The organism is Halomonas lysinitropha, from assembly GCF_902500215.1.
In the GTDB taxonomy this organism is placed as follows: domain Bacteria; phylum Pseudomonadota; class Gammaproteobacteria; order Pseudomonadales; family Halomonadaceae; genus Halomonas; species Halomonas lysinitropha.
In genome coordinates this window covers 15,221-35,626 of sequence record NZ_CABVOU010000024.1, presented here as the reverse complement: position 1 = coordinate 35,626, position 20,406 = coordinate 15,221, and the positions used below count along the sequence as shown (strand labels likewise).

17 protein-coding genes are annotated in these 20,406 nt (G+C 66.7%); 10 read left to right on the top strand and 7 right to left on the bottom strand.

The features are described 5' to 3' along the window. Positions 1–39: 39 nt before the first annotated feature. Positions 40–2,808 (top strand): DNA polymerase I, encoded by a 2,769-nt coding sequence (polA, locus tag HALO32_RS04370; protein ID WP_151442567.1) that lies wholly within the window; start codon positions 40–42, stop codon positions 2,806–2,808. 57 nt (positions 2,809–2,865) lie between these two features. On the opposite strand, the gene HALO32_RS04365 is transcribed toward polA, so the two are convergent. Continuing rightward, a complete protein-coding gene (locus HALO32_RS04365; protein WP_151442566.1) occupies positions 2,866–3,897 on the bottom strand; it encodes a Fe(3+) ABC transporter substrate-binding protein in 1,032 nt (343 codons plus the stop codon). A 239-nt stretch (positions 3,898–4,136) separates the two neighbouring features. On the opposite strand from HALO32_RS04365, the gene HALO32_RS04360 reads away from it, so the two are divergent. After that, a complete protein-coding gene (locus HALO32_RS04360) occupies positions 4,137–5,324 on the top strand; it encodes an ABC transporter ATP-binding protein (protein ID WP_151442565.1) in 1,188 nt (395 codons plus the stop codon). Here HALO32_RS04360 and HALO32_RS04355 read toward each other — a convergent pair. The 4 genes from HALO32_RS04355 to dctP all read right to left on the bottom strand — a co-directional run bounded on the left by HALO32_RS04355 (position 5,241) and on the right by dctP (position 10,136). Next, on the bottom strand, positions 5,241–6,926 hold the full coding sequence (locus HALO32_RS04355; RefSeq protein ID WP_407646824.1) for an ABC transporter permease: 1,686 nt from the start codon (positions 6,924–6,926) through the stop codon (positions 5,241–5,243). The genes HALO32_RS04360 and HALO32_RS04355 overlap by 84 nt on opposite strands. Positions 6,927–7,102: 176 nt before the next feature. Then, positions 7,103–8,428 carry a TRAP transporter large permease gene (locus HALO32_RS04350; RefSeq protein ID WP_151442564.1) on the bottom strand — a complete coding sequence of 442 codons (1,326 nt, stop codon included), beginning with the start codon at positions 8,426–8,428 and terminating at the stop codon, positions 7,103–7,105. After that, positions 8,425–8,928 carry a TRAP transporter small permease subunit gene (locus HALO32_RS04345; protein ID WP_151442563.1) on the bottom strand — a complete coding sequence of 168 codons (504 nt, stop codon included), beginning with the start codon at positions 8,926–8,928 and terminating at the stop codon, positions 8,425–8,427. The genes HALO32_RS04350 and HALO32_RS04345 overlap by 4 nt, the downstream gene beginning before the upstream one ends. 104 nt (positions 8,929–9,032) lie before the next feature. Then, on the bottom strand, positions 9,033–10,136 hold the full coding sequence (gene dctP, locus HALO32_RS04340) for a TRAP transporter substrate-binding protein DctP (RefSeq protein WP_151442562.1): 1,104 nt from the start codon (positions 10,134–10,136) through the stop codon (positions 9,033–9,035). Positions 10,137–10,480: 344 nt separating this feature from the next. On the opposite strand from dctP, the gene HALO32_RS04335 reads away from it, so the two are divergent. From HALO32_RS04335 to rmuC, 3 genes are read left to right on the top strand one after another with little or no spacing between them, the layout of a single operon-like run. Continuing rightward, positions 10,481–12,664, top strand: coding sequence for a tRNA(Met) cytidine acetyltransferase TmcA (locus HALO32_RS04335; protein WP_151442561.1), 2,184 nt, complete (start codon positions 10,481–10,483; stop codon positions 12,662–12,664). 32 nt (positions 12,665–12,696) lie between these two features. Further along, entirely contained in the window at positions 12,697–14,169 is a 1,473-nt protein-coding gene (locus HALO32_RS04330) for an aminoacyl-histidine dipeptidase (protein ID WP_151442560.1), read from the top strand. A gap of 22 nt (positions 14,170–14,191) precedes the next feature. Next, complete coding sequence (gene rmuC / locus HALO32_RS04325; protein ID WP_151442559.1) at positions 14,192–15,607, top strand: DNA recombination protein RmuC; 1,416 nt, start codon at positions 14,192–14,194, stop codon at positions 15,605–15,607. Between the two features lie 85 nt (positions 15,608–15,692). Here the strand turns inward: rmuC and HALO32_RS04320 are convergent, their stop codons facing one another. Further along, complete coding sequence (locus tag HALO32_RS04320) at positions 15,693–16,166, bottom strand: Dps family protein (protein ID WP_151442558.1); 474 nt, start codon at positions 16,164–16,166, stop codon at positions 15,693–15,695. A 296-nt stretch (positions 16,167–16,462) separates the two neighbouring features. On the opposite strand from HALO32_RS04320, the gene HALO32_RS04315 reads away from it, so the two are divergent. Genes HALO32_RS04315 through HALO32_RS04300 form a run of 4 tightly spaced genes read left to right on the top strand, consistent with a single transcriptional unit; the run spans position 16,463 to position 19,071 of the window. Continuing rightward, positions 16,463–17,005, top strand: coding sequence for a hypothetical protein (locus tag HALO32_RS04315; protein WP_151442557.1), 543 nt, complete (start codon positions 16,463–16,465; stop codon positions 17,003–17,005). Then, positions 17,002–17,358 (top strand): outer membrane protein assembly factor BamD, encoded by a 357-nt coding sequence (locus HALO32_RS04310; protein WP_151442556.1) that lies wholly within the window; start codon positions 17,002–17,004, stop codon positions 17,356–17,358. Before HALO32_RS04315 ends, HALO32_RS04310 begins: the two co-directional genes overlap by 4 nt. A 28-nt stretch (positions 17,359–17,386) precedes the next feature. After that, positions 17,387–18,058, top strand: coding sequence for a DUF1007 family protein (locus tag HALO32_RS04305; protein ID WP_151442555.1), 672 nt, complete (start codon positions 17,387–17,389; stop codon positions 18,056–18,058). Continuing rightward, the gene (locus HALO32_RS04300) at positions 18,049–19,071 is read left to right on the top strand and encodes a nickel/cobalt transporter (RefSeq protein ID WP_225809740.1); all 1,023 of its coding nucleotides are present in this window, start codon (positions 18,049–18,051) and stop codon (positions 19,069–19,071) included. Before HALO32_RS04305 ends, HALO32_RS04300 begins: the two co-directional genes overlap by 10 nt. Here HALO32_RS04300 and HALO32_RS04295 read toward each other — a convergent pair. Further along, positions 19,068–19,502, bottom strand: a complete 435-nt coding sequence (locus HALO32_RS04295; protein ID WP_151442554.1) for an HIT domain-containing protein — start codon at positions 19,500–19,502, stop codon at positions 19,068–19,070. The two genes, HALO32_RS04300 and HALO32_RS04295, sit on opposite strands and share 4 nt — an antisense overlap. Positions 19,503–19,640: 138 nt before the next feature. On the opposite strand from HALO32_RS04295, the gene HALO32_RS04290 reads away from it, so the two are divergent. After that, positions 19,641–20,387 (top strand): sulfite exporter TauE/SafE family protein, encoded by a 747-nt coding sequence (locus tag HALO32_RS04290; RefSeq protein WP_151442553.1) that lies wholly within the window; start codon positions 19,641–19,643, stop codon positions 20,385–20,387. The last annotated feature ends 19 nt before the right edge of the window (positions 20,388–20,406 follow it).

Below are 20,406 nucleotides of genomic sequence, written 5' to 3'. Positions count from 1 at the left end.
TCAGGATCACCTCACGCCACGCTTCAATGGATACCTTATATGGCCGATACGCCCATCGTTCTCGTCGACGGTTCCTCCTATCTGTACCGCGCCTTTCACGCCCTGCCGCCGCTGACTACCTCAGATGGCCAGCCCACCGGCGCGATCAAGGGCGTGCTCAACATGCTCAAGCGGCTGATCAAGGACTATCCCGACAGCCCCATGGCGGTGGTCTTCGATGCCCCGGGCAAGACATTTCGGGATGAGTTGTTCGAACAGTACAAGGCTCACCGGCCACCGATGCCCGATGATCTGCGCTCCCAGGTGCAACCGCTGCACGACTGCGTAGAGGCGCTTGGTTTGCCGCTGCTGTGCATCGAGGGGGTAGAGGCGGACGACGTCATTGGCACTCTGGCCCATCAGGCTACCGAAGCCGGCCGTGATGCAGTGATATCCACCGGCGACAAGGACATGGCCCAGCTGGTCAACGAGCACATCACCCTCGTCAATACCATGAAGGACGAGACGCTGGACGTCGACGGCGTGACGGAGAAGTTCGGGTTGCCCCCGGAGCGTATCATCGATTTCCTGGCCCTGATGGGCGACAAGGTCGACAACATCCCCGGCGTGCCGGGTGTCGGCGAGAAGACCGCACTGGGCCTGCTGCAGGGCATAGATGGTGGGCTCGAGACCCTCTATGACGACCTGGAAAAGATCAAGGCGCTGGACTTTCGCGGTGCCAAGACGCTGCCCAAGAAGCTCGAGGAGTACCGCGACCAGGCCTTCCTCTCGTACCGACTGGCCACCATCAAGACCGACTGTAAGCTGCCGGTGGGGCTCGACGACCTGGACATCGCCCATCCCGACCGTGAGGCGCTGCTCGAGCTCTATCGCCGGCTGGAATTCCGGGCCTGGCTCTCCGAGCTGCTCGAGGGCAAGGACGAAGGGGTCGACTACGCGGCAGGCGGTACGCCGTTGCCGGCCGAGGATGAGGGGGCGACAAGCTCGGGCAGCCCCGCCGACCGTGAGGACCATGTGATCCTCGCCCAGGCCGATCTCGACGCCTGGCTCGAGCGGCTCGAGGCGAGTGATACCTTCTGCTTCGATCTGGAGACCACCAGCCTGAACTACATGGAGGCGCAGGTGGTCGGCGTCGGGCTCGCGCTCACGCCGGGCGAGGCGGCCTATATTCCGTTGGCCCATGACTACCTCGATGCCCCCGAGCAGCTTGACCGCGAGGCGGTGCTCGAGGCCCTGCGACCCCTCTGGCAATACGCCGGCAAGACCAAGATCGGCCAGAACCTCAAGTATGACATCTCGGTGCTGGCCAATTACGGCATCGAGGTAGTCGGGCCCCTGGAGGACACCATGCTGGAGTCCTATGTGCTCGACTCCACAGCGACCCGCCACGACATGGATTCCCTGGCCCTCAAGTACCTGGGCGAGAAGACCATCTCCTTCGAGGAGATCGCCGGGAAGGGCGCCAAGCAGCTCACCTTCAACCAGGTGGCCCTGGAACAGGCCGCGCCCTACGCCTGCGAGGACGTCGATATCACCCTGCGCCTGCACCAGGAGCTGCGTCCCCGCGTCGAAGCGGAAGGGAGGCTGGCCGAAGTGCTCGAGGAGATCGAGCTGCCGCTTATCCCGGTGCTCTCGCGTATGGAGCGCACCGGGGTGGCGCTGGACCCGGAGCGCCTGCACGCTCAGAGCAAGGAGCTCGAGACGCGTATCCGCGAACTGGAGGCTCGTGCCCATGAGCTCGCCGGGCGCGAGTTCAACCTTGGCTCCCCCAAGCAGCTCGGGCAGATCCTGTTCGAGGAGCAGAAGATCCCGGTGATCAAGAAGACCCCCAAGGGGGCGCCCTCCACCGCGGAGGCGGTGCTCGAGGAACTGGCGCTGGACTACCCGCTGCCCAAGGTGATCATGGAGCATCGAGGCCTCGCCAAGCTCAAGTCCACCTACACCGACAAGCTGCCGCGGCTGGTTAACAAGGCTACCGCGCGGCTGCATACCAGCTACCACCAGGCGGTCACCGCCACCGGCCGGCTGTCGTCATCGGATCCCAACCTGCAGAACATCCCCATTCGCACCGAGGAGGGGCGCAAGATCCGTCAGGCCTTTATCGCCCGGCCCGGCTACCGGATCGTCGCTGCCGACTACTCGCAGATTGAGCTGCGCATCATGGCCCATCTTTCCGGCGACAAGGGGCTGCTCGAGGCCTTCGCCGAGGGCCGCGATATCCACGCCGCCACCGCCGCCGAGGTGTTCGGGGTGGCGCTGTCCAAGGTCTCGTCCGACCAGCGGCGCAGCGCCAAGGCGATCAACTTCGGACTGATCTACGGCATGAGCGCCTGGGGCCTGGGTCGGCAGCTGCAGATCGAGCGCGGCCAGGCGCAGACCTACATCGACCGCTACTTCGACCGTTATCCCGGCGTGGCTCGCTACATGGAGCGCATTCGCGCCCAGGCGGCCGAGGACGGCTTTGTGGAGACGGTCTTCGGCCGGCGCCTCCACCTGCCGGAGATCCACTCCCAGAACCGCGCCCGCCGCCAGGGGGCCGAGCGCACCGCCATCAACGCTCCCATGCAGGGCACTGCGGCGGACATCATCAAGCGGGCGATGATCGACGTCGATGCCTGGCTCTCGGGCGAGGACTTCGATGCAGTGATGGTGATGCAGGTTCACGACGAGCTGGTCTTCGAGGTCAAGAAAGGCCAGGTCGAAGCCTTTATCAAGGAGGTGAAGGGGCGCATGGAAGGCGCCGCCCGGCTAGACGTGGCGCTGACCGTCGAGGCCGAGTCGGGGGCCAATTGGGACGAGGCCCACTGACCATGAAAAACGCCACCGCGGCTGCGGTGGCGTTTTCGTCCGGGCTGTCCCGAAGGCTTACCGCCAGCCGGCGCGATCGAAGATACGCACCGCTTCGGGGTTGTTCTTGCCCAGTTCGCTGACGTTCAAGTCATCCTTCTTGAAGTCGCCCCAGGAGGCGATGACGCCATCGGTCTCCACGGACTCCACGGCGGGAAACTCGTAGTTGCCGGTGGCGAAGAGAGCCTGGGCCTCGTCTGAAGCGAGGAACTCGAGGAAGTGCACGGCGTTCTCCTCGTTGGGCGCACCCTTCACCACGCCGGCGCCGCCCACGTTGACATGCGCGCCGCGACCTTCCTGGTTGGGGAAGACGATCTCGACATTCTCTGCCACTTCGCGGTCGGCCTCGTTGTCGGAGTTGACCAGGCGCACGTAGTAGTAGTGGTTGGCCAGGGCGATGTTGCATTCGCCGCTGGCGACGCCGCGGATCTGGTCGGTGTCGCCGCCCTCGGGGTCACGCGCGAAGTTGTCGACCACGCCCTCTGCCCACGCCTCGGCTTCTTCTTCACCGTGGTGAGCAACCAGCGAGGCCAGCAGCGACTGGTTGTAGATGTTGTTCGATGAGCGAATGCACACCTGGCCCTCGAACTGCGGATCGGCCAGATCCTCATAGCTTGTGATCTCGCTGGCATCGACTTCGCTGGGGTCGATGAAGATCGCCCGGACGCGCTGGCTGAAGCCGAACCACTTGCCTTCCGGATGGCGCATATAGTCGGGCAGCCGCTCATTGAGCACTTCCGATTCCACGCTGGCGAAGATGTCCTCCTGCTCGCCGCGCCACAGACGGCCGGCATCCACTGTGATCATCACGTCGGCGGGGCTGGCTTCGCCCTCCAGCTTGAGACGCTGGATCAGCTGGTCGGAGTCGCCCTCGAGAACATTGACCTCGATCCCGGTCTGTTCGGTGAAGGCGGCATAAAGCGCCTCGTCGGAATCGTAATGGCGAGCCGAATAGACATTGAGCTCCTCGGCGGCAGCGGCCTGGGAGGCCATGGCGGAGCCGGTCACCAGGGCGGCGAGGGGCAAGGCGAGACGACGGTTCAGCGGCATGGGACACCTCATTTTGCGGAGTTGTGGTTCAGAATGATAATGCTTTGCATTGCATTTCGCTATTGAAGCGCCTCCCATCCTCGGCGTCAAGGCCCGCTGGCGGGCAACCTGACCCAGGTCAGGGATCATCGTCTCTTGACGCCGGCGGTGCGAAATGCGAGCGATAGTACAACGCATTCAGGAGGTTTTCGCGTTACCATGCAGGCCATATCTTTTTTCCCAATGGCCGCTCAGATCCCATGACTAGCCAACCGATGCTCTCGATCGACGAGAATACCGATGCCGCGCCCGTGCTCGCCATGCACCAGGTCCGCCATTCCTATCAGCAAGTCCTGGCCGTGGAGGACGTCTCTCTGGAGGTCAAGCCCGGGGAGATCGTCTGCCTGCTCGGCCCCTCCGGCTGCGGGAAGTCCACACTGCTGCGTATCGCTGCGGGGCTTGAGGGGGTGCAACAGGGGCGTGTGGAACTGGGCGGCGAGTCGATGGGACGCGCCGGACGCTCCCATGTGCCACCTGAGAAGCGCAATGTCGGCCTGGCCTTTCAGGACTCGGCGCTGTTTCCTCACCTGTCGGTGCTCGACAACGTGGCCTTCGGGCTCGAGTCGCAGCCTGTCCAGCAGCGTCGCCGACGTGCCTACGAGCTACTCGAGCTGCTGGGCATGGAACGCTATGCCCGGGTCTTCCCGCACGTGCTCTCGGGAGGACAGCAGCAACGCATCGCCCTGGCCCGGGCACTGGCGCCGGCGCCGCAGCTGATGCTGCTCGACGAGCCCTTTTCCAGCCTCGATGCTCGCCTGCGTGACCAGATCCGTGACGATACCCTGCACGTGCTGAAGAAGTTGGGCGCAGGGGTGCTGCTGGTGACCCACGACCCGGAGGAGGCCATGTTCATGGCCGATCGCATTGTGCTGATGCGCGAAGGGCGGGTAGTGCAGGCGGGAACACCCCTTGACCTCTACTGTGCCCCCACCGATCCCTTCGTGGTCACCTTCTTCGGCGAGGTGAACGATCTCGAGGGGCGCGTGGTGGATGGCAAGGTGGCGACACCGGTGGGTGATGTCTCCGCTAGTGGGCAGCCCGATGGCAGCTGGGTGCGCGTGATGATCCGTCCCGAGGCCCTGCGGGTAGTACCACTAGACGAGCCCCCGGAGCATCACCCCAGTCATGTCATCATGGCCAAGCTACTTGGCCGCACCAGCCTTCTGCATATCTGCGCCCACACCCCCGATGGTCGGGAGTCACACCTGCATGCCCGGTCCCCGGGGGTCTTCCTGCCCCGTGAGGGCCAGCCGATCATGATCGGCCTGGATGCCTCCCAGGTCTTCGTCTTCCCCCTCGAGCCTTCAACGGCTGCCGGGGCGGGAGCGGCGCATGGCGATGCTGAGCAGTATCACCGGCAGGATGCCTACTGCCACGATGGCCAGTGACGAGGTCGATGCCTCGGCCAGACGCTCGTCCGCGGCGAGGTTGTGGGCGCGGATCGCCAGGGTATCGAAGTTGAAGGGGCGCAGGATCACCGTGGCCGGCAGCTCCTTCATCACGTCCACGAATACCAGGATGCCGGCGGCGATCAGGCTGCCGCGCATGATGGGGGTATGCACCTTGCGCAGGGTGCCGCCTGCCGTCTGACCCAGGGTCCGGGAGGCCGCATCCATGCTCGGTGTCACCTTGCCAAGGCTCGCCTCGATGGCATTGAAGGAGACGGCGAGGAAGCGCACCAGGTAGGCATACACCAGGATGAAGGCCGATCCGCTGAGCAGCAGCCCCACCACGACCCCGAATTGCCCCTTCATGAAGTCGTTGATCTGGTGGTCCAGCCACACGAAGGGGATCAGGATGCCCACCGCTACCACCGAGCCGGGTACCGCATAGCCCATGGCGGCCACGCGGGTCGCTATCCGCGTCACCTTGCCGGGGTTCAGGCGAGCACCGTAGCTGAGCAGCAGTGCCAGGCTTACGGCGACCACCGAGGCGAGTGTCGCCAGTATCAGGCTGTTGCCGGCAAAGCCGAGGAAAGCCGAGCCGAACAGGGCATCTCCGCCCTGGATCGAGAGGTAGCCCAGCAGCCCGCTGGGAATCAGGAAGCCGAGCAGCACCGGCGCCAGGCAGGCCAGGGTGGCGGCCCAGGCTCGCCAGCCGTAAAGCGCGAATTCCGGCAGATGCTGGTAGCGTCCGGTGGTATGGAAGTAGCGTCGCTTGCCGCGCGAGGCGCGCTCGAGCAGCACCAGAGCGATGACAAACGCCAGCAGGCAGGCGGCAAGCTGGGCCGCGGCCACCTGCTCGCCCATACCGAACCAGGTGCGATAGATCCCGGTGGTGAAGGTGTCGACCCCGAAGTACTGGACCGCCCCGAATTCGTTGAGGGTCTCCATCAGTGCCAGCGATACCCCACCGACGATGGCTGGCCGCGCCAGCGGCAGGGCCACGCCGCTGAACAACCGCCAGGGGCCCCGTCCCAGGGTGCGCCCTACGTCCAGTACGCAGACCGATTGCTCCAGGAAGGCTGCTCTGGCCAGCATGTAGACATAGGGATAGAGCACCAGGGTGATGAGGGTGGCCGCCCCCCCCAGGGAACGGATGTTGGGAAAGAAATAGTCACCAGCCGACCAGCCGAAGCTCTCCCGCAGCCAGGTCTGCACAGGACCGGCGAACTGCAGGAAATCCGTGTAGGCATAGGCGATCACATAGGTCGGCACCGCCAGCGGCAGCAGCAGTCCCCACTCGAACAGGCGGCGCCCCGGAAAGCGGCACATTACCACCAGCCAGGCGGAGCCGGTGCCGATCACGAAGGTGCCCAGGCCCACTGCTACCACCAGGAAGAGGGTGTTGCCGAGATACCTGGGCAGCACGGTGCTGGCCAGGTGCTGCCAGATGCCCTCGGCGGGCATGAAGAGGTGCGCCAACACCACGATGACCGGCAGTGCCACGATCAGGGCGATGCCGATGGTCAGGGCATTCCAGACATTGAAGGGCAACGATAAGCGGGAGGAGGCGGGAGCGCGGGCGTGGGGACTGGCCGGTCTGGTCAACGAGGTCTCCTTCCAGCGAAGTCTGGAGGCTGTGGATGCGAGGCATTTACGCGTGAGAATTGTATCAGCTGCCCCTCCTGGCTGCAGCTACTGCCACTGATCCGCATCAACATAAACGCCCGCCGCTCGGTGAGCGGCGGGCGCCTGGTGTTGCCACGGCAGGTGCTACGCGCTGACTACCCCAGCAGAACCGACGGCAGGCCAAGGATCAGGGAGGGGAAGAAGGCCATCAGCAGGCAGGCCAGCACGATAATGGCGACGAAGGGAATCACTGCCTTGTAGAGATCGACGATTTCAACGCCAGGTGGTGCCACCCCCTTGAGGTAGAAGAGCGCATAGCCGAAGGGTGGGGTGAGGAAAGAGGTCTGCAGTACCACGGCGACCATCACCACGAACCACAGCACGTCGACACCCATGTTCTCGACGATCGGCAGCATGATCGGGAAGCTCAACAGCACGATGCCGGTCCAGTCCAGGAACATGCCCAGGATGAAGACCAGAAACAGCATCAGGATCAGCGCTCCCGTGGTGCCGCCCGGCATCGCCATGACCAGGTCGTGGATCACCTGCATGCCGCCGCCACGGGAGAAGACCCCAGTGAAGGCGGTGGCGCCGACCAGTACCAGCATCACCATGGTGGTGGTCTTGCTGGCATCGATCAGCGTGCGGTAGCAGGTCGAGATCTTGCGGTCGCCGAAGATCAGGAACAGCAGGAAGGCGATGGTCACGCCGATCGCTGAGGCCTCGGTGGCGGTAGCGATGCCGGTGAATAGGGCGCCCAGCACACCCAGGATCAGCGACATGGGGGGGAGTACGTACTTGGCCAGCATGATCAGCAGCTCGCGGGTGCTGGTCTCGGCACGCTCTTCAGCTGGCACGCGGGGGCCGTAGGCAGGCTTGATAAAGCAAATAATCAGCACATAGAGGGCATACATGGCGCCCAGCATCACACCGGGTACCAGGGCGCCGGCGAACAGCGCGCCCACCGAGACCGGCGAGTAGCTGGCCATCAGGATCAGCATGATACTCGGGGGAATCAGGATGCCCAGGCAGCCGCTGGCCATGATCACGCCGGTGCTGAGCTCCTTGTTGTAGCCGTACTTGAGCATTGGCACCAGGGCGATCATGCCCATCACCGCGATCGAGGCACCGACGATGCCGGTGGTGGCGGCCAGCAGCACCGAGACGATGACCACGGTAAGCGCCAGGCCACCGCGCAGGTTGGCGAGCAGCAGGCGCATTGCCTCGAACATCTTCTCGGTGACCCCCGAGTCGTTGAGGAAGCGTGCCATCAGGATGAACAGCGGGATGGCCACCAGGACGTAGTTGTCCATGGCGTTGCCGTAGATATTGTTGATCAGGGTGCCGAGGATCTTGGCACCGGGGCCGAGCCAGGCGCCGAGCACGGCGATGCCGCCCAGCACGAAGGCCAGCGGATGGCCCATGAACAGGCCGACCAGCAGGCCGCCGAACATGAACAGGGTGAGCATTTCGGCACTCATGCGGCCTCCTCCTCGCGCAGTTGCTGGATGGCCCGAATGACGATGGCAACGGCCTGCAGCAGGATCAGGAAGGCGGCGATGACGATGACCGCCTTCACCGGATAGACAGGGATGGCGACCATGCCGTAAGTGGTCTCGCCGCGGCTGAAGGAGCGCTCGAAGAAGTCCCAGCCCAGGGTCAGCAGCATCCAGATGAAGGGCACGAAGAAGATCAGATAGCCCAGGATCTCGAGGGCGGCCTGCTTGCGGCGCGAGAGCAGCCGCTTGAGGACGTCGACCTCCACATGGGCATGGTGGCGCAGCCCGTAGGCAGCCATCAGCATGAAGTGGACGCCGAACAGCATCTTGGTGACATCGAAGGCCCAGTCACTGGGGCGTCCGATGAAGAAGCGCATGGCAATATCGTAGATCACGATCAGCGTGATCACGGCGATCAGCGGGGCGATCAGGCGACCGAATGCCTCGTTGAGGGCATCGATGACCTTGGCAATGGCGTTCATGTGCGGGGATCTCGTGAATCAGTGGGAGAACGACACACTGCCGGCCGGCGACGATCGGCCGCCGGCCAGGCATCAGGCCCTCCAGGGAGGGCCCTGGCGAAGCCTTACATGCAGGCTTCGATCTCCTCCAGCGACGGCAGGTTGTCGGTGACGCGGCTCATGTTGTAGGGCACCGAGATGTCACGCCAGTTGGCGTAGTGTTCCATGTAGCTGATCATGGAGTGATAGACCTTGGCGTGCATCGGGTCCTCGCAGGCCCCCTGGACGATCACGTTGTTGGTGATTTCCTGGATCTCGGCCAGGTCCTCTTCGGAGAGCTGGTTGATCTCGGTGCCGTCCTCCTTGAACTTCACCGTGCCCTCGGTGGACTCGCGCTCGGACCAGGCCAGCGACCAGGCCATGGTGGCCTCGGCGGCGATCTTCAGCGTCTCCTGGGTCTCCTCGGAGAGGGCGTCCCAGGCCTCCTGGTTGATCATCACGCCGAACACGCTGGCAGACTGATGCCAGCCCGGCACGGACCAGTAGTCGGCCACCTCGGAGAAGCCGGCCTTGTAGTCCACGCCCGGGGTGGAGAACTCGGCGCCGTCGACCACGCCACGCTCGATGGCCTGGTAGATTTCGCCGCCGGCCAGGGTGACCTGGGAGCCGCCCAGTTCCTCGAGCACGCGTCCCTGGTCGCGGCCGGAAAGACGCAGGCGCTTGCCCTCCAGGTCGGCGATGCTCTCGATGGGCGTGCCGCCGCGGAAGCCGGACTCGTTGTTGGTGATGCCGTAGGGCAGGTAGACCATGTTGTAGTCGCCATAGACCTCCTGATAGAGGTCGAAGCCGCCCCACTCCATGATCCAGTTCAGGTAGTCGACGCCATTGAACAGGCTGGTGGTGGTGGCGAGCGGCGAGAAGGCCGGGCTGTAACCCGCCCAGTACCCGGGCCAGTCGCCGGCGGCCTCGATGCTGCCGGTCTGGGTGGCATCGAAGACCTCGGTGCCGGGCATCAGGGTGCCGCCGGCGCGGAACTCGATCGTGAGTTCGTCACCGACCAGGTGGTTGACCAGCTCGACCCAGTGGCGGTCGATCTGGATCAGGTCCAGGTTGTCCGGCCAGGTGGTGGTCATGGTCCACTGCTCCTGGGCCTGGGCAGTGGAGCTCATGGCGGCGAGGGCAACGCCCGCTGCCAGCCCGGTGAGGGCAAATTTGTTCATCTTCTTCATGGAGGTGCTCCCTTGGTGGGTTGTTCTGCTTGTCGAGAGGTCGATGGAAGTCGGCCGTGGGTGCAGGGAAGCGGCCGTCTGCCCCGCGGGCGGGTCTGCCCATTCGCGCAACCCGACAACAGCAGACAAGCTAGCATGGGGCGGCGGACACACTCGACTGAGACCTTGGCCGCTCCGCCGCCTCGGTCAGGGCCTGCCTGGCTCTCCTCTAGCCATGGATAAGTTCTTTTTAATCAATAGGATAAAACGATCGTATGACAGCTATGTTGCACTGCCTTAACGCCTGCCAGCGTTGAAAGGTCGCACGGACTTAGACCAAAGTTGAAATTCCGAAGGAGCCTTTAATGACCCGCGACCGTTTCGCTTTCCTGCAGGATACCCGGCGCCGGCTGAGGCAGCATCGCTGGCGCAGCCTGGTCTGGTTGAGCGGTACCTCCGATGCCTGCCGTCGGGAGGCCCTGGCCCTTTGGCAGGAGAGTGCCTGGTTGTCGCCGCTGTGGGTCGCCGCCGAGCCTGGCGAAGGCATCGAGGTATCGCGCTGGTTGCCGGCGGCCAAGGCCCGCACGCGCCTGGGGGGCGAACAGGACCTGGTGGTGTTCGATGCCGTCTCGGCCGAGAGCGGCTTCGATCCCGAGGCCTTCGGTGCGCTGTCCGGCACGTTGCGAGCCGGTGGCCTGCTGGTGCTGATGACCCCGCCCGACTGGGGCGCGTACCCCGATGCCGACTACCGCCGTCTGGCCGAATACCCCTGGCGGGCCGAGCAGCTCAGCGCTCGCTATCTGGCCCGGCTTGCCCGTCTGCTGTTGGCCGACCAGCGCGTGATCCGCTGGACGGCGGGTGAGGTGCCGCAGGGTCTGCCGCTGCTCGAGGTACCGCCGTCAGGGAGGGCATCGAGCATCGAGGACCCGGACTGCCTTACTCCTGACCAGGCCGAGGCGGTGGCAAGGCTTACCCGGCTGCGTCGCCGTCGGCCGCTGGTGCTGACCGCCGACCGCGGTCGCGGCAAGACGGCGGCCCTGGGCATCGCCTGTGCGCGGCTGCTGGCGGCAGGGGAGACGGAAATCCTGGTCACGGCACCGCGCCCCTCGGCCGTGGCCGGGCTCTTCGAGCGGCTGGCAGCGCTCTGCCCCGAGGGGCAGCGGCGCGGCAATGCCTTCGAGGCGGGTCGCGGCCGGGTCGCCTTCCTGCCTCCCGACGCGCTGGGACAGCTGGCCGAGCAGGGCGAGGTCGGTGGCCCCGGCCGGCTGCTGCTGGTCGACGAGGCGGCGGCGATTCCCGCGCCATTGCTTGGACGCTGGCTCTCCGACTTCCCACGCATCGCCTTTGCCACGACGATCCATGGTTACGAGGGATCGGGACGCGGCTTCGCACTTCGTTTCCGCGAACGGCTCATGCGCCAGACCCCCGACTGGCGGGCGTACCACCTGGCCGAGCCGATCCGCTGGGCCCTGGGCGATCCGCTGGAGGCGCTGACCTCGCGCCTGTTGCTGCTGGATGCCGAGCCCGCGGCCTGTGCAGGCGCCGGGGGAGAGCCGACCCTTAGACGCCTGGACCGCGATGCCTTGGCCCACGACGAGCCGCGGCTGCGCGCGCTCTTTGGCCTGCTGGTGCAGGCACACTACCGCACCACGCCTGCCGACTTGCGTCACCTGCTGGATGGCCCGGGCGTTGCGCTTTCCACCCTGGAGGCCGGGCCGGCTCTGCGGGGTGTCGTGGTGAGCGGTGACGAGGGAGGCTTCGAGACTGACCTGGCCGAGCAGGTGGCGCGGGGCGAGCGGCGCCCGCGAGGCCATCTGCTGGCCCAGTCGCTGGCCGCCCATGCCGGCGAGCGTGAGGCGCTGACCGCCCATCTGCGGCGGGTGCTGCGCATCGCCGTGCCGGTCGAGCAGCGCCGCTACGGGACGGGGCGCCAACTGATCGAGGCCGAGGTCGCTCGAGCCCGTTGCGACGGCATCGACCTGCTGGGGGCGAGCTTCGGCGCTGAAGCGGGGCTGCAGGCCTTCTGGCAGGCGGCGGGCTTTCGGGCGGTGCGTCTGGGACTGACCCGGGAGGCGGCCACCGGCGAGCACGCCCTGATGGTGGCAAGGCCCACCAGTCCGCGAGGGGAGCGACTTGCCGAGCGCCTCCAGGCCCGCTTCCACCGACAGTTGCCGGGGTTGCTGGCCTTCGAACTGGCCGAGTTGGCGCCGGCGGTGGTGGTGGCCCTGGTCGCCGAGTCGCCCGCCCCGCTGCTTGGCGACGAGGACCGCCGCGACCTCGACGACGTGGCCTTCGGCCATCGCGAGCCTGCCCTGGCCCGTCCGGCGATCCAGGCCCTGGTAAGATGCCATGCTACACGCCTGGCGGGTTGCCAGGACGAGACGCTGGCCCTGCTGGCCGCCTGGGCCTTCCAGGGGCGTGCGACGGCCTGGCTGGCAGCGCGCCTTGGCGTATCGGGAAAGCGAGGCGTGCTGGCCTGGCTGCGCGAGGTCGTGGCAGGTCGTCTCGGCGCCGAACGCGGGCTTTCCCCGGGCGAGGCCGGCCGGTAGAGTTCCCGGGTCAATCGCGAAGCAGGACCGCCATGAACGAACATCTCGAGCAACTTTCCCCTCGCCTCCTGTGGCGCCACTTCCGCACCCTGTGCAATACGCCGCGTCCTTCCGGCCACGAGGCCGCCCTGGTGGCGATCCTCGAGCGCTGGGCCGACGGCCTGGGGCTGGCCCACGACCGCGACGCCTTCGGTAACCTGCGCATCCGCAAGCCCGCCTCCGCCGGCTTCGAGTCGGCGCCGGGAATCATCCTGCAGGGCCACCTGGACATGGTGGCCCAATCCAATGCCGACCATCCCCACGACTTCACCCGGGATGCCATCGAGACCCGGGTGGACGACGATGGCTGGCTGCGCGCCTGCGATACCACCCTGGGGGCGGACAACGGCCTGGGGGTGGCGGCGGCGCTGGCGATCCTCGAGGACGAGACCCTGGTGCATGGCCCGCTGGAGGCGCTCTTCACCCTGGAAGAGGAGTCCTCCATGGGCGGGGCCCTCAACCTGGCCGAGGGGTGGCTCGAGGGAAGCCTGCTGCTCAACCTGGACTCCGAGGATCGTGGCCAGGTCTACATCGGCTGCGCCGGCGGCGCCGACGTCATCGTCGAGGCGCAGCTGCCCAGCGCGCCGCTGGGCGACGACAAGGTGGTGCTGCAGCTGTCGCTGACCGGGCTCTCGGGGGGGCATTCCGGTATCGATATCCACAAGGGGCGCGGCAATGCCAACCGGCTGCTGGTGCGGGTGCTGCGTGCCCTCGAGCCCTGCGGTGCGCGGCTGATCGACTACCGTGGCGGCACCCTGCGTAATGCCTTGCCGCGCGAGGCCTTCGCCACCCTGGTGCTGCCCGACGACGAACAGGTGTCGGCCAGTGAGCGAGTGTCCGTGCTGCAGGAGGAGCTGCGCGCCGAACTGGCCGGGGTCGACGAAGGGCTCACCCTGACGCTGTCGCCACTGGACATCCGGCCGGCCGAGGCGCTGACGGAGCAGGCCAGTCAACTGCTGGTCCGCGCCCTGCACGTGGCCCCCTGCGGCGTCGAGCGCATGAGCGTCGCGGTCCCGGGAGTGGTGGAGACCTCCAACAACCTGGGCGTGGTCAGCCTGGAGGGCGGGCGCTTCCACCTCTGCGCCCTGGTGCGTTCGCTACGCGACAGTGCCACCCGGGACCTCGCCGACCGTTTCCGGGCGCTTTTCGAGCTGATCGGGGCGCGCACCCGGGTCGAGAACGCCTATCCGGGCTGGGCGCCGAACCCGGAAAGCCCCCTGCTGGCGCGCTTCTGTCGCCTGCACCGTGAGCGGCTGGGCAGTGACCCCGAGGCCAGGGTGATCCACGCCGGGCTCGAATGCGGCATCCTCGGTGGCAAGTATCCGCAGCTGGACATGATCTCCTTCGGCCCGTTGATCCGCGGCGCCCACTCCCCCGACGAGCGGGTGGAACTGGCCTCCGTGACGGAGTTCTGGGAGCTGCTGCGTGCCCTGGTCGAGGACCTGGCCCGGGGCGAGACGCCTTGATCGCTTCACACTCGAGGTCGTGATGAACGAACTGCTGCAGGGGACGGCACCTGCCTGGCTGGCCACGGGTCTGGCCGGGCTGCTGGTGGTGATGGCCTGGGCGGGTCTCTCGTGGCGCCGGCGTCTGGTCGCCGCCGAGGCACGTCTCTTCTTCCGGGAGCAGGCGCTTGCCGAGGGCGAGGCCACCGTGCGACGGCTGGAGCAGGAGCTGGCCCAGAGCGATGCGCAGCTGGATGGCAGCCGCGAGCGCCTGGCCACCCTGGAAGCCGAGCTGGCCGATACGCGCGACCGGCTGGCCGAGCGACGCGAGCATGCCGCCCGGCTGGAGACCGAGCGCGAGCAGATGGCGCTGCGGCAACGGGAGCAGCTGGCCCTGATGGAGGAAGCCCGAGAGCGTCTCAAGGAGGAGTTCCAACAGCTTGCCGGGCGCATCTTCGAGGAGCGTCAGCAGGCCTTCTCGGTGCAGAGTCGCGACAGCCTCGAGGCGACGCTGCGCCCCTTCCGCGAACAGGTCGACCAGTTCCGCCGTCGGGTCGAGGAGTTGCATGGCCAGCAGAGCCGCGACAGCGGCTCCCTCAAGGCCCACCTCGAGCAGCTCGCCGGGCTCAATGCCCGCCTCGGCGACGAGGCCGCGGGCCTCGCCCGGGCCCTCAAGGGCGACCAGAAGGCGCAGGGCCACTGGGGCGAGCTGATGCTCGAGACCGTGCTGGAGCGCAGCGGCCTGCGCCGCGACATCGAGTACCGCCGCGAGGTCTCGCTGCAGGGCGACCAGGGGCGCCAGCGTCCCGACGCGGTGATCTACCTGCCCGACGACCGCCATCTGATCATCGACGCCAAGGTGTCGCTGGTGGCCTGGACCCGCGTGGTCAACGCCGAGGACGAGGCCGAGCGCGAGGCGGCCATGAAGGCCCATCTGCAGTCGCTGCGGGGTCATGTCGCCGGGCTCTCGGGCAAGGATTACCCGTCGCTGCCGGGACTCAACTCGCCGGACTTCGTGTTCCTCTTCGTGCCGGTGGAACCGGCGTTTGCCGCCGCCTTCGAGCGCGACCCCACGCTCTTCCAGGAGGCCTTCGACCGCCAGGTAGTGGTGGTCACGCCGACCACCCTGCTGGCCAGCCTGCGCACCGTGGCCGGCCTGTGGAGCCTGGAGCGACAGAACGAGAATGCGCGCCTGATCGGCGACCGGGCCGAGAAACTGCTGGCCAAGTTCTCCGGCTTCGTCGAGAGCCTCGAGGAGGTCGGCCGTCACCTGGAGCGGGCGGGCGACAGCCATCGTCGTGCCATGGCGCGGCTCTCCAGCGGTCAGGGCAGCCTGGTGGCCCAGGCCACCGAGCTGCAGCGCCTGGGGGTGCGCATGAAGAAACCCTTGCCGACGGAGTTGGTGCGGGCCGCCGGGGAGGAGGGCGAGCCGGACGACGAGGGGACGGGGCCCTTCTGAGCCCCGGGCCGAACGCTCGCCGCCGCAACGACGACGCCGCCCCGAGGGGCGGCGTCGTCGTGCTTGGGTGCCGCGGTGCCGGTGATCAGCCGAGGTAGGCGCCCAGCATCCACACGGTCTTCTCCTGCTCGCGGATGTAGTCGCCGGCCTGGGCGGCGGTGCCCTCGTCGTCGGCATCCGAGGCCAGGGAGAGCAACTCGCGCTGCAGCTCGATCAGGGTCTGATAGCCCTCTAGAACACCGCGCACGCAGGCCTCGCCGTCATGGACGTTCTTGTCCTCCTGGATCCTGGCGAGCTTCACGTAGTCGCTGTAGGCGTGAACCGGCTGGTGGCCCAGGGTCAGGATGCGCTCGGCGACCTCGTCGACCTTGGTCAGCAGGTCGGTGTAGAACTCCTCGAACTTCTCGTGGAGCTGGAAGAACTGGCGGCCCTTCACGTTCCAGTGGTAGCCGCGCACGTTCATGTAGAAGATCTGGTAGTTGGCCAGCAGCTCGTTGAGCTTCTCGGCCAGCTGGCTGGCGCTGGCCTCGTGCAGGCCGATGGTATTGGTGTCGCTCATGCAATGCCTCCTTGATCGCGATGCAGTCAGGGTAATGCGTCCGCCGGCGGTGGATAAGTCAATTCTCGCCATGGCCACCATAGCCGATGTCCATGACATGCGGGAGTCGTACGCCTTCTTCAAGGCCTGCGGTCCGGACAACCTTGAAACTCTCCGGGCAGATCAGGATCTCCATGGGGCTGGTGTTGCGGGATCTCGTTGTCGCCTGGTGCTTCCGTTCGTCCCGCTGTAGCCCGGTATTTCCTCGAGCCAGGGCGATGCGTAGACTGCTTACATCCGTTCACGAGAGATTGCTCATGCGCCCCTGGTTGTTACCCCTTCTGGGGATAGGGCTGGCGCTGGCCGGCTGCCAGACCATCCCCGAGACGCTGCCCGAGGCCGAACCGGCTCCGGCCGCCGAGTGCCGCTGGCCCGCAGGGCCCGGTGACAGCCTGGCCAGGGTCGTGACGGCTCTGGAGCATGAGGGCTTCCTGGTACGTCACACCGATGCGCCGCTGGGGCTGGTCGGTGCCGAACGCGCCCGCAACACTGTCTATCACGACCATGGCGTCGATCATCTACCCCGGTTCGGCGGCTTCGTGCTGGGCGGCAGTGGCGGCCATCTGGCCTCCGGCGTGATGATCGGGATCGGTGGCGGCATTGGACCAGCGACCCACGAGGCGACCCGCATCGAGCGTCTCTCGGTGGTAGTGGGGGCGCAGCAGGTGCAGGTATCCCGGGATATACGCATCTTCGATTGGCGAGGCGAGCTGCGCGAGTCCCGCAGTGCCAGCGATGCCGCCTTCTGCCGCGATCTGCGCGACACCATCGAGGCCGTACCGCCACAGGAGGCCCCATGAGGCTAACCCCCCTCGTCATCCTGCTGGCCGCCTGGCTGACCGGCTGTGCCACTCCGACCCCGCCTGAGCCCCGCGAGATTCACCTGGCGGCGACACCCGAGACCACCCTGCGCGAGGCCATGGACCTGCTGATGGAACGCGGCTACGTGATCCGCCATGCCGACGGCGACCTGGGGCGCCTGGAGGCGGTGCTCGGCCGAATGCCGGGTTACGTCGTGTCCCTGCGCGTGGCCGGCCAGGGGGATGGTAGCCAGGCTAGCTTCATCGCCACCCGGGGTGGTCGGCCCCTGCCACCCAGCGTCCTTGCCCCCCTGCTGACCGACCTGCAGTCGCGGCTGAGGCTGTCACCCTGATGGGCCCCACAAGACGACAAGGCCGCCGATGATTCCTTACGTGGTGTCCCCTCGCCTGATCGGTGCGCTCTGCCTCGCCGCAGGCCTGCTGTTGCCGCTGGCGGCCGCGGCGCACCCCCATGGCTGGATCGACCTGCGCATGCGCCTTGTGCTCGATGGCGAGGGGCGGCTGCAAGCCCTTCAGCAGTCCTGGCGCCTGGATCCCTTCTACAGCCTGGTGCTGCTCGAGGAACTCGGCCGGGAAGCGGGAGGCGGCGGTCTCGATGCCGCCCTCGACCAGCTGGGCAGCGATATGCGCGAGACCCTGTCGCCGCAGGGTTATTTCACCGAGCTGACCCTCGAGGATGACAGGCTCGGGCTTGGCGAGGTCAACGACTACACCGTGCTCGAGCGGGACGGGCGGATCGAATTCGTCTTCCTGCTGCCGCTGGTTGAGCCGCTGGAAATGGCGGGAGAGACGCTGCGCTACCGGGTGTTCGACCCCACCTACTATATCGAGGTGGTCCACGAAGCGGCGGGCGACACGCCGCTCGCGGATGCCCTGGTGGTGGGTGGCGAGCTCAATTGCCAGACGCGTATCCGGGCGGCCGAGCCCGATCCCGAGCGGGTCATGGCGGCAGCGATGCTCGACGTCGATGACGAGGCCGAGCCTGGCCTGGGCCGCCACTTCGCTGAGACCGGGGAGGTGACGTGCCGTTAGCCCTCAAGCGACTGGTGTGGCTGGCCGGTGGGCTGTTGCTCGCTCTGCTGGCCTGGCAGTGGATGGTTCAAGAGGCCCTTCAGGACCTCAGTCTGCAATTGGTGGTCTGGCAGCGCGACTTCCACCGGGCGCTGACTCTGGCCATCACGGGGCTCTCCGGAACTCCCTCGCCGGCCACCTGGGCGACGCTGCTCGGCATCAGCTTTGGCTACGGCGTCTTCCATGCTGCCGGTCCCGGTCATGGCAAGGCGGTACTGACCACCTACCTGCTCTCCCAGGGCGGTGCCCGTCGTCGGGCCCTGGCCCTCTCCTGCGCCGCCTCCCTGCTGCAGGCGCTGGTGGCCATCGGCCTGGTGGTGGGACTGGTGCATGGTCTGGGCTGGCTGACGCGCCAGGCCATGGGGAGCGTGGCCTGGGTGGAACTGGCGAGCTTCATCATGGTGACCCTGCTGGGTGCCTGGCTCTGCTGGCGGGCCATCCGCCAGCTGCGAGATCGTACGGCTGTAGCGGAGGTCGCGGCGGGAGAAGGGCTTCATCGTCCCCATGTCCATGACGCCGACCCCGCTTGCTGCGGGGGGCACCACCATGTGGATCCCCAGCAAGCGGGGGACTGGCGCACGGCCCTGATCACGGTGGTGGCCATCGGCATCCGCCCCTGTAGCGGAGGCGTGCTGCTGCTGGGAGCGGCCACCCTGCTGGACCATTTCATGGTCGGGGTGGCGGCGGTGCTGGTGATGGCGCTGGGGACGGCGCTCACTGTCTCGGCCCTGGCGCTGGCCAGCGTATTCGCGCGAGGCTGGGCAGAGCAGCGTCTGGCGGCCCGGGTCACGGACCACCGCATCGGCAGGCTGCTGGGCTGGACCGCCCTGGCGGGTGGGCTAGCCATCATGGTCCTGGGGGTGTCGCTGACCGTGACCGGCGTCGGCCAGCCGGCCAGCTCGCCGCTGCTGGGCGAGCCGCCACCGCGCAGCGCGACGGCAGCGCCGACCAGGGTGTCTCCCTTCGGCGGTTAGCGCTCGGACGGCGTCAGGTCCATCCCCTCGACCTCGGCCAGGATGCGAGCGCGCATCTCGGCCAGGCCATCCAGGTCGTAGGGTTCGGCCTGGCCATGGCCCCAGACTGGCGCCGGCCAGGCGGCGTCTTCGTGACGCCGTACGATGACATGCACATGCAACTGGGCGACGATATTGCCGAGGCTGGCAATGTTGAGCTTGTTGCCGCCCAGAGCGTCGAGCATGGCCTTGCCGACCGCGGTGGCCTCTCGCCACAGCTGCTGCTGGGCCGAAGCGTCAAGCTCGAACACCTCGCTGGCCTCGAGGCGTCGAGGTATCAGTACCAGCCAGGGAAAGCGGGCGTCGTCCATCAGTCGCAGCTGGCACAATGGCAGCTCGGTGAGCGGGTAGCTGTCCTCCACCAGGCGGGTATCGGGCACGAAATCCTGCATTGCGGGTCTCCTTTCGCTCGGCGGTCCCCGTGTCCGCTATCATGGCACACTGCTCCGTTATCGGGGCAGATTCCCCCCGCGGGTCTGCCCCGGTATGCTGGGCGGCTTACCTCCGACCCGCCAACAACGGACGCTGCCATGACACTGCTCGAGGCGCTTGCTCTGCTGACCATCGGGACCCTGGCCGGCTTCATCAACGTGCTCTCTGCGGGTGGCTCGATGCTGACCCTGCCTCTGCTGATGTTTCTGGGGTTGCCGCCACAGGCGGCCAATGGCACCAACCGGGTCTCGATTGCCCTGCAGAGCATCTCTGCCGTGACCAGCTTCTTCCGTGCCGGTGCTCGCTACGTGGGTCTCTCGTTGCGGCTCTCGGTGCCGGCGGTAGTGGGTTCGCTGCTCGGCGCCTGGTTGGCCCTGCAGACCGGGGATGCGCTTTTCGAGGCGATACTGATCACGGTGATGGCGTGCTCGGCGGTGCTGATGCTGCTGCCCCAGCCGCGCCTGGATACCCGCCCGCTGACCCCGGAGCGCCTCACGCCGGCGGTATATATGGCGATGTTCGCCATCGGCCTCTACGGCGGTTTTATCCAGGTCGGAGTGGGCATCCTCTTCATTGTCGTGCTCTATCGCATGCTGAAGATCGACCTGGCCCAGGTGAACGTCTTCAAGGTGCTGATCGTGCTGATCTATACCCTGCCTGCTCTCGCCATCTTTCTGGCCAACGACCAGGTACGCTGGGGCTATGGCCTGATGCTGGCAGCCGGCAGCATGCTGGGGGCCTGGCTGGCGGTGAAAGTCAACATGAGCCCGCGCGGGGCCTTCATCGTCAAGTGGCTGACCGTTGCGGTGATACTGGCGATCATCCTGCGGCTGCTGCTGGGGTAAGCTCACCGGGGGAATTTCG

Excerpts from the sequence above, each read along its gene's own strand:
- polA (WP_151442567.1), top strand. The coding sequence starts at position 40 with ATGGCCGATACGCCCATCGTTCTCGTCGACGGTTCCTCCTATCTGTAC.
- HALO32_RS04365 (WP_151442566.1), bottom strand. The coding sequence starts at position 3,897 with ATGCCGCTGAACCGTCGTCTCGCCTTGCCCCTCGCCGCCCTGGTGACC.
- HALO32_RS04360 (WP_151442565.1), top strand. The coding sequence starts at position 4,137 with ATGACTAGCCAACCGATGCTCTCGATCGACGAGAATACCGATGCCGCG.
- HALO32_RS04350 (WP_151442564.1), bottom strand. The coding sequence starts at position 8,428 with ATGAGTGCCGAAATGCTCACCCTGTTCATGTTCGGCGGCCTGCTGGTC.
- HALO32_RS04345 (WP_151442563.1), bottom strand. The coding sequence starts at position 8,928 with ATGAACGCCATTGCCAAGGTCATCGATGCCCTCAACGAGGCATTCGGT.
- dctP (WP_151442562.1), bottom strand. The coding sequence starts at position 10,136 with ATGAAGAAGATGAACAAATTTGCCCTCACCGGGCTGGCAGCGGGCGTT.
- HALO32_RS04335 (WP_151442561.1), top strand. The coding sequence starts at position 10,481 with ATGACCCGCGACCGTTTCGCTTTCCTGCAGGATACCCGGCGCCGGCTG.
- HALO32_RS04330 (WP_151442560.1), top strand. The coding sequence starts at position 12,697 with ATGAACGAACATCTCGAGCAACTTTCCCCTCGCCTCCTGTGGCGCCAC.
- rmuC (WP_151442559.1), top strand. The coding sequence starts at position 14,192 with ATGAACGAACTGCTGCAGGGGACGGCACCTGCCTGGCTGGCCACGGGT.
- HALO32_RS04320 (WP_151442558.1), bottom strand. The coding sequence starts at position 16,166 with ATGAGCGACACCAATACCATCGGCCTGCACGAGGCCAGCGCCAGCCAG.
- HALO32_RS04315 (WP_151442557.1), top strand. The coding sequence starts at position 16,463 with ATGCGCCCCTGGTTGTTACCCCTTCTGGGGATAGGGCTGGCGCTGGCC.
- HALO32_RS04310 (WP_151442556.1), top strand. The coding sequence starts at position 17,002 with ATGAGGCTAACCCCCCTCGTCATCCTGCTGGCCGCCTGGCTGACCGGC.
- HALO32_RS04305 (WP_151442555.1), top strand. The coding sequence starts at position 17,387 with ATGATTCCTTACGTGGTGTCCCCTCGCCTGATCGGTGCGCTCTGCCTC.
- HALO32_RS04295 (WP_151442554.1), bottom strand. The coding sequence starts at position 19,502 with ATGCAGGATTTCGTGCCCGATACCCGCCTGGTGGAGGACAGCTACCCG.
- HALO32_RS04290 (WP_151442553.1), top strand. The coding sequence starts at position 19,641 with ATGACACTGCTCGAGGCGCTTGCTCTGCTGACCATCGGGACCCTGGCC.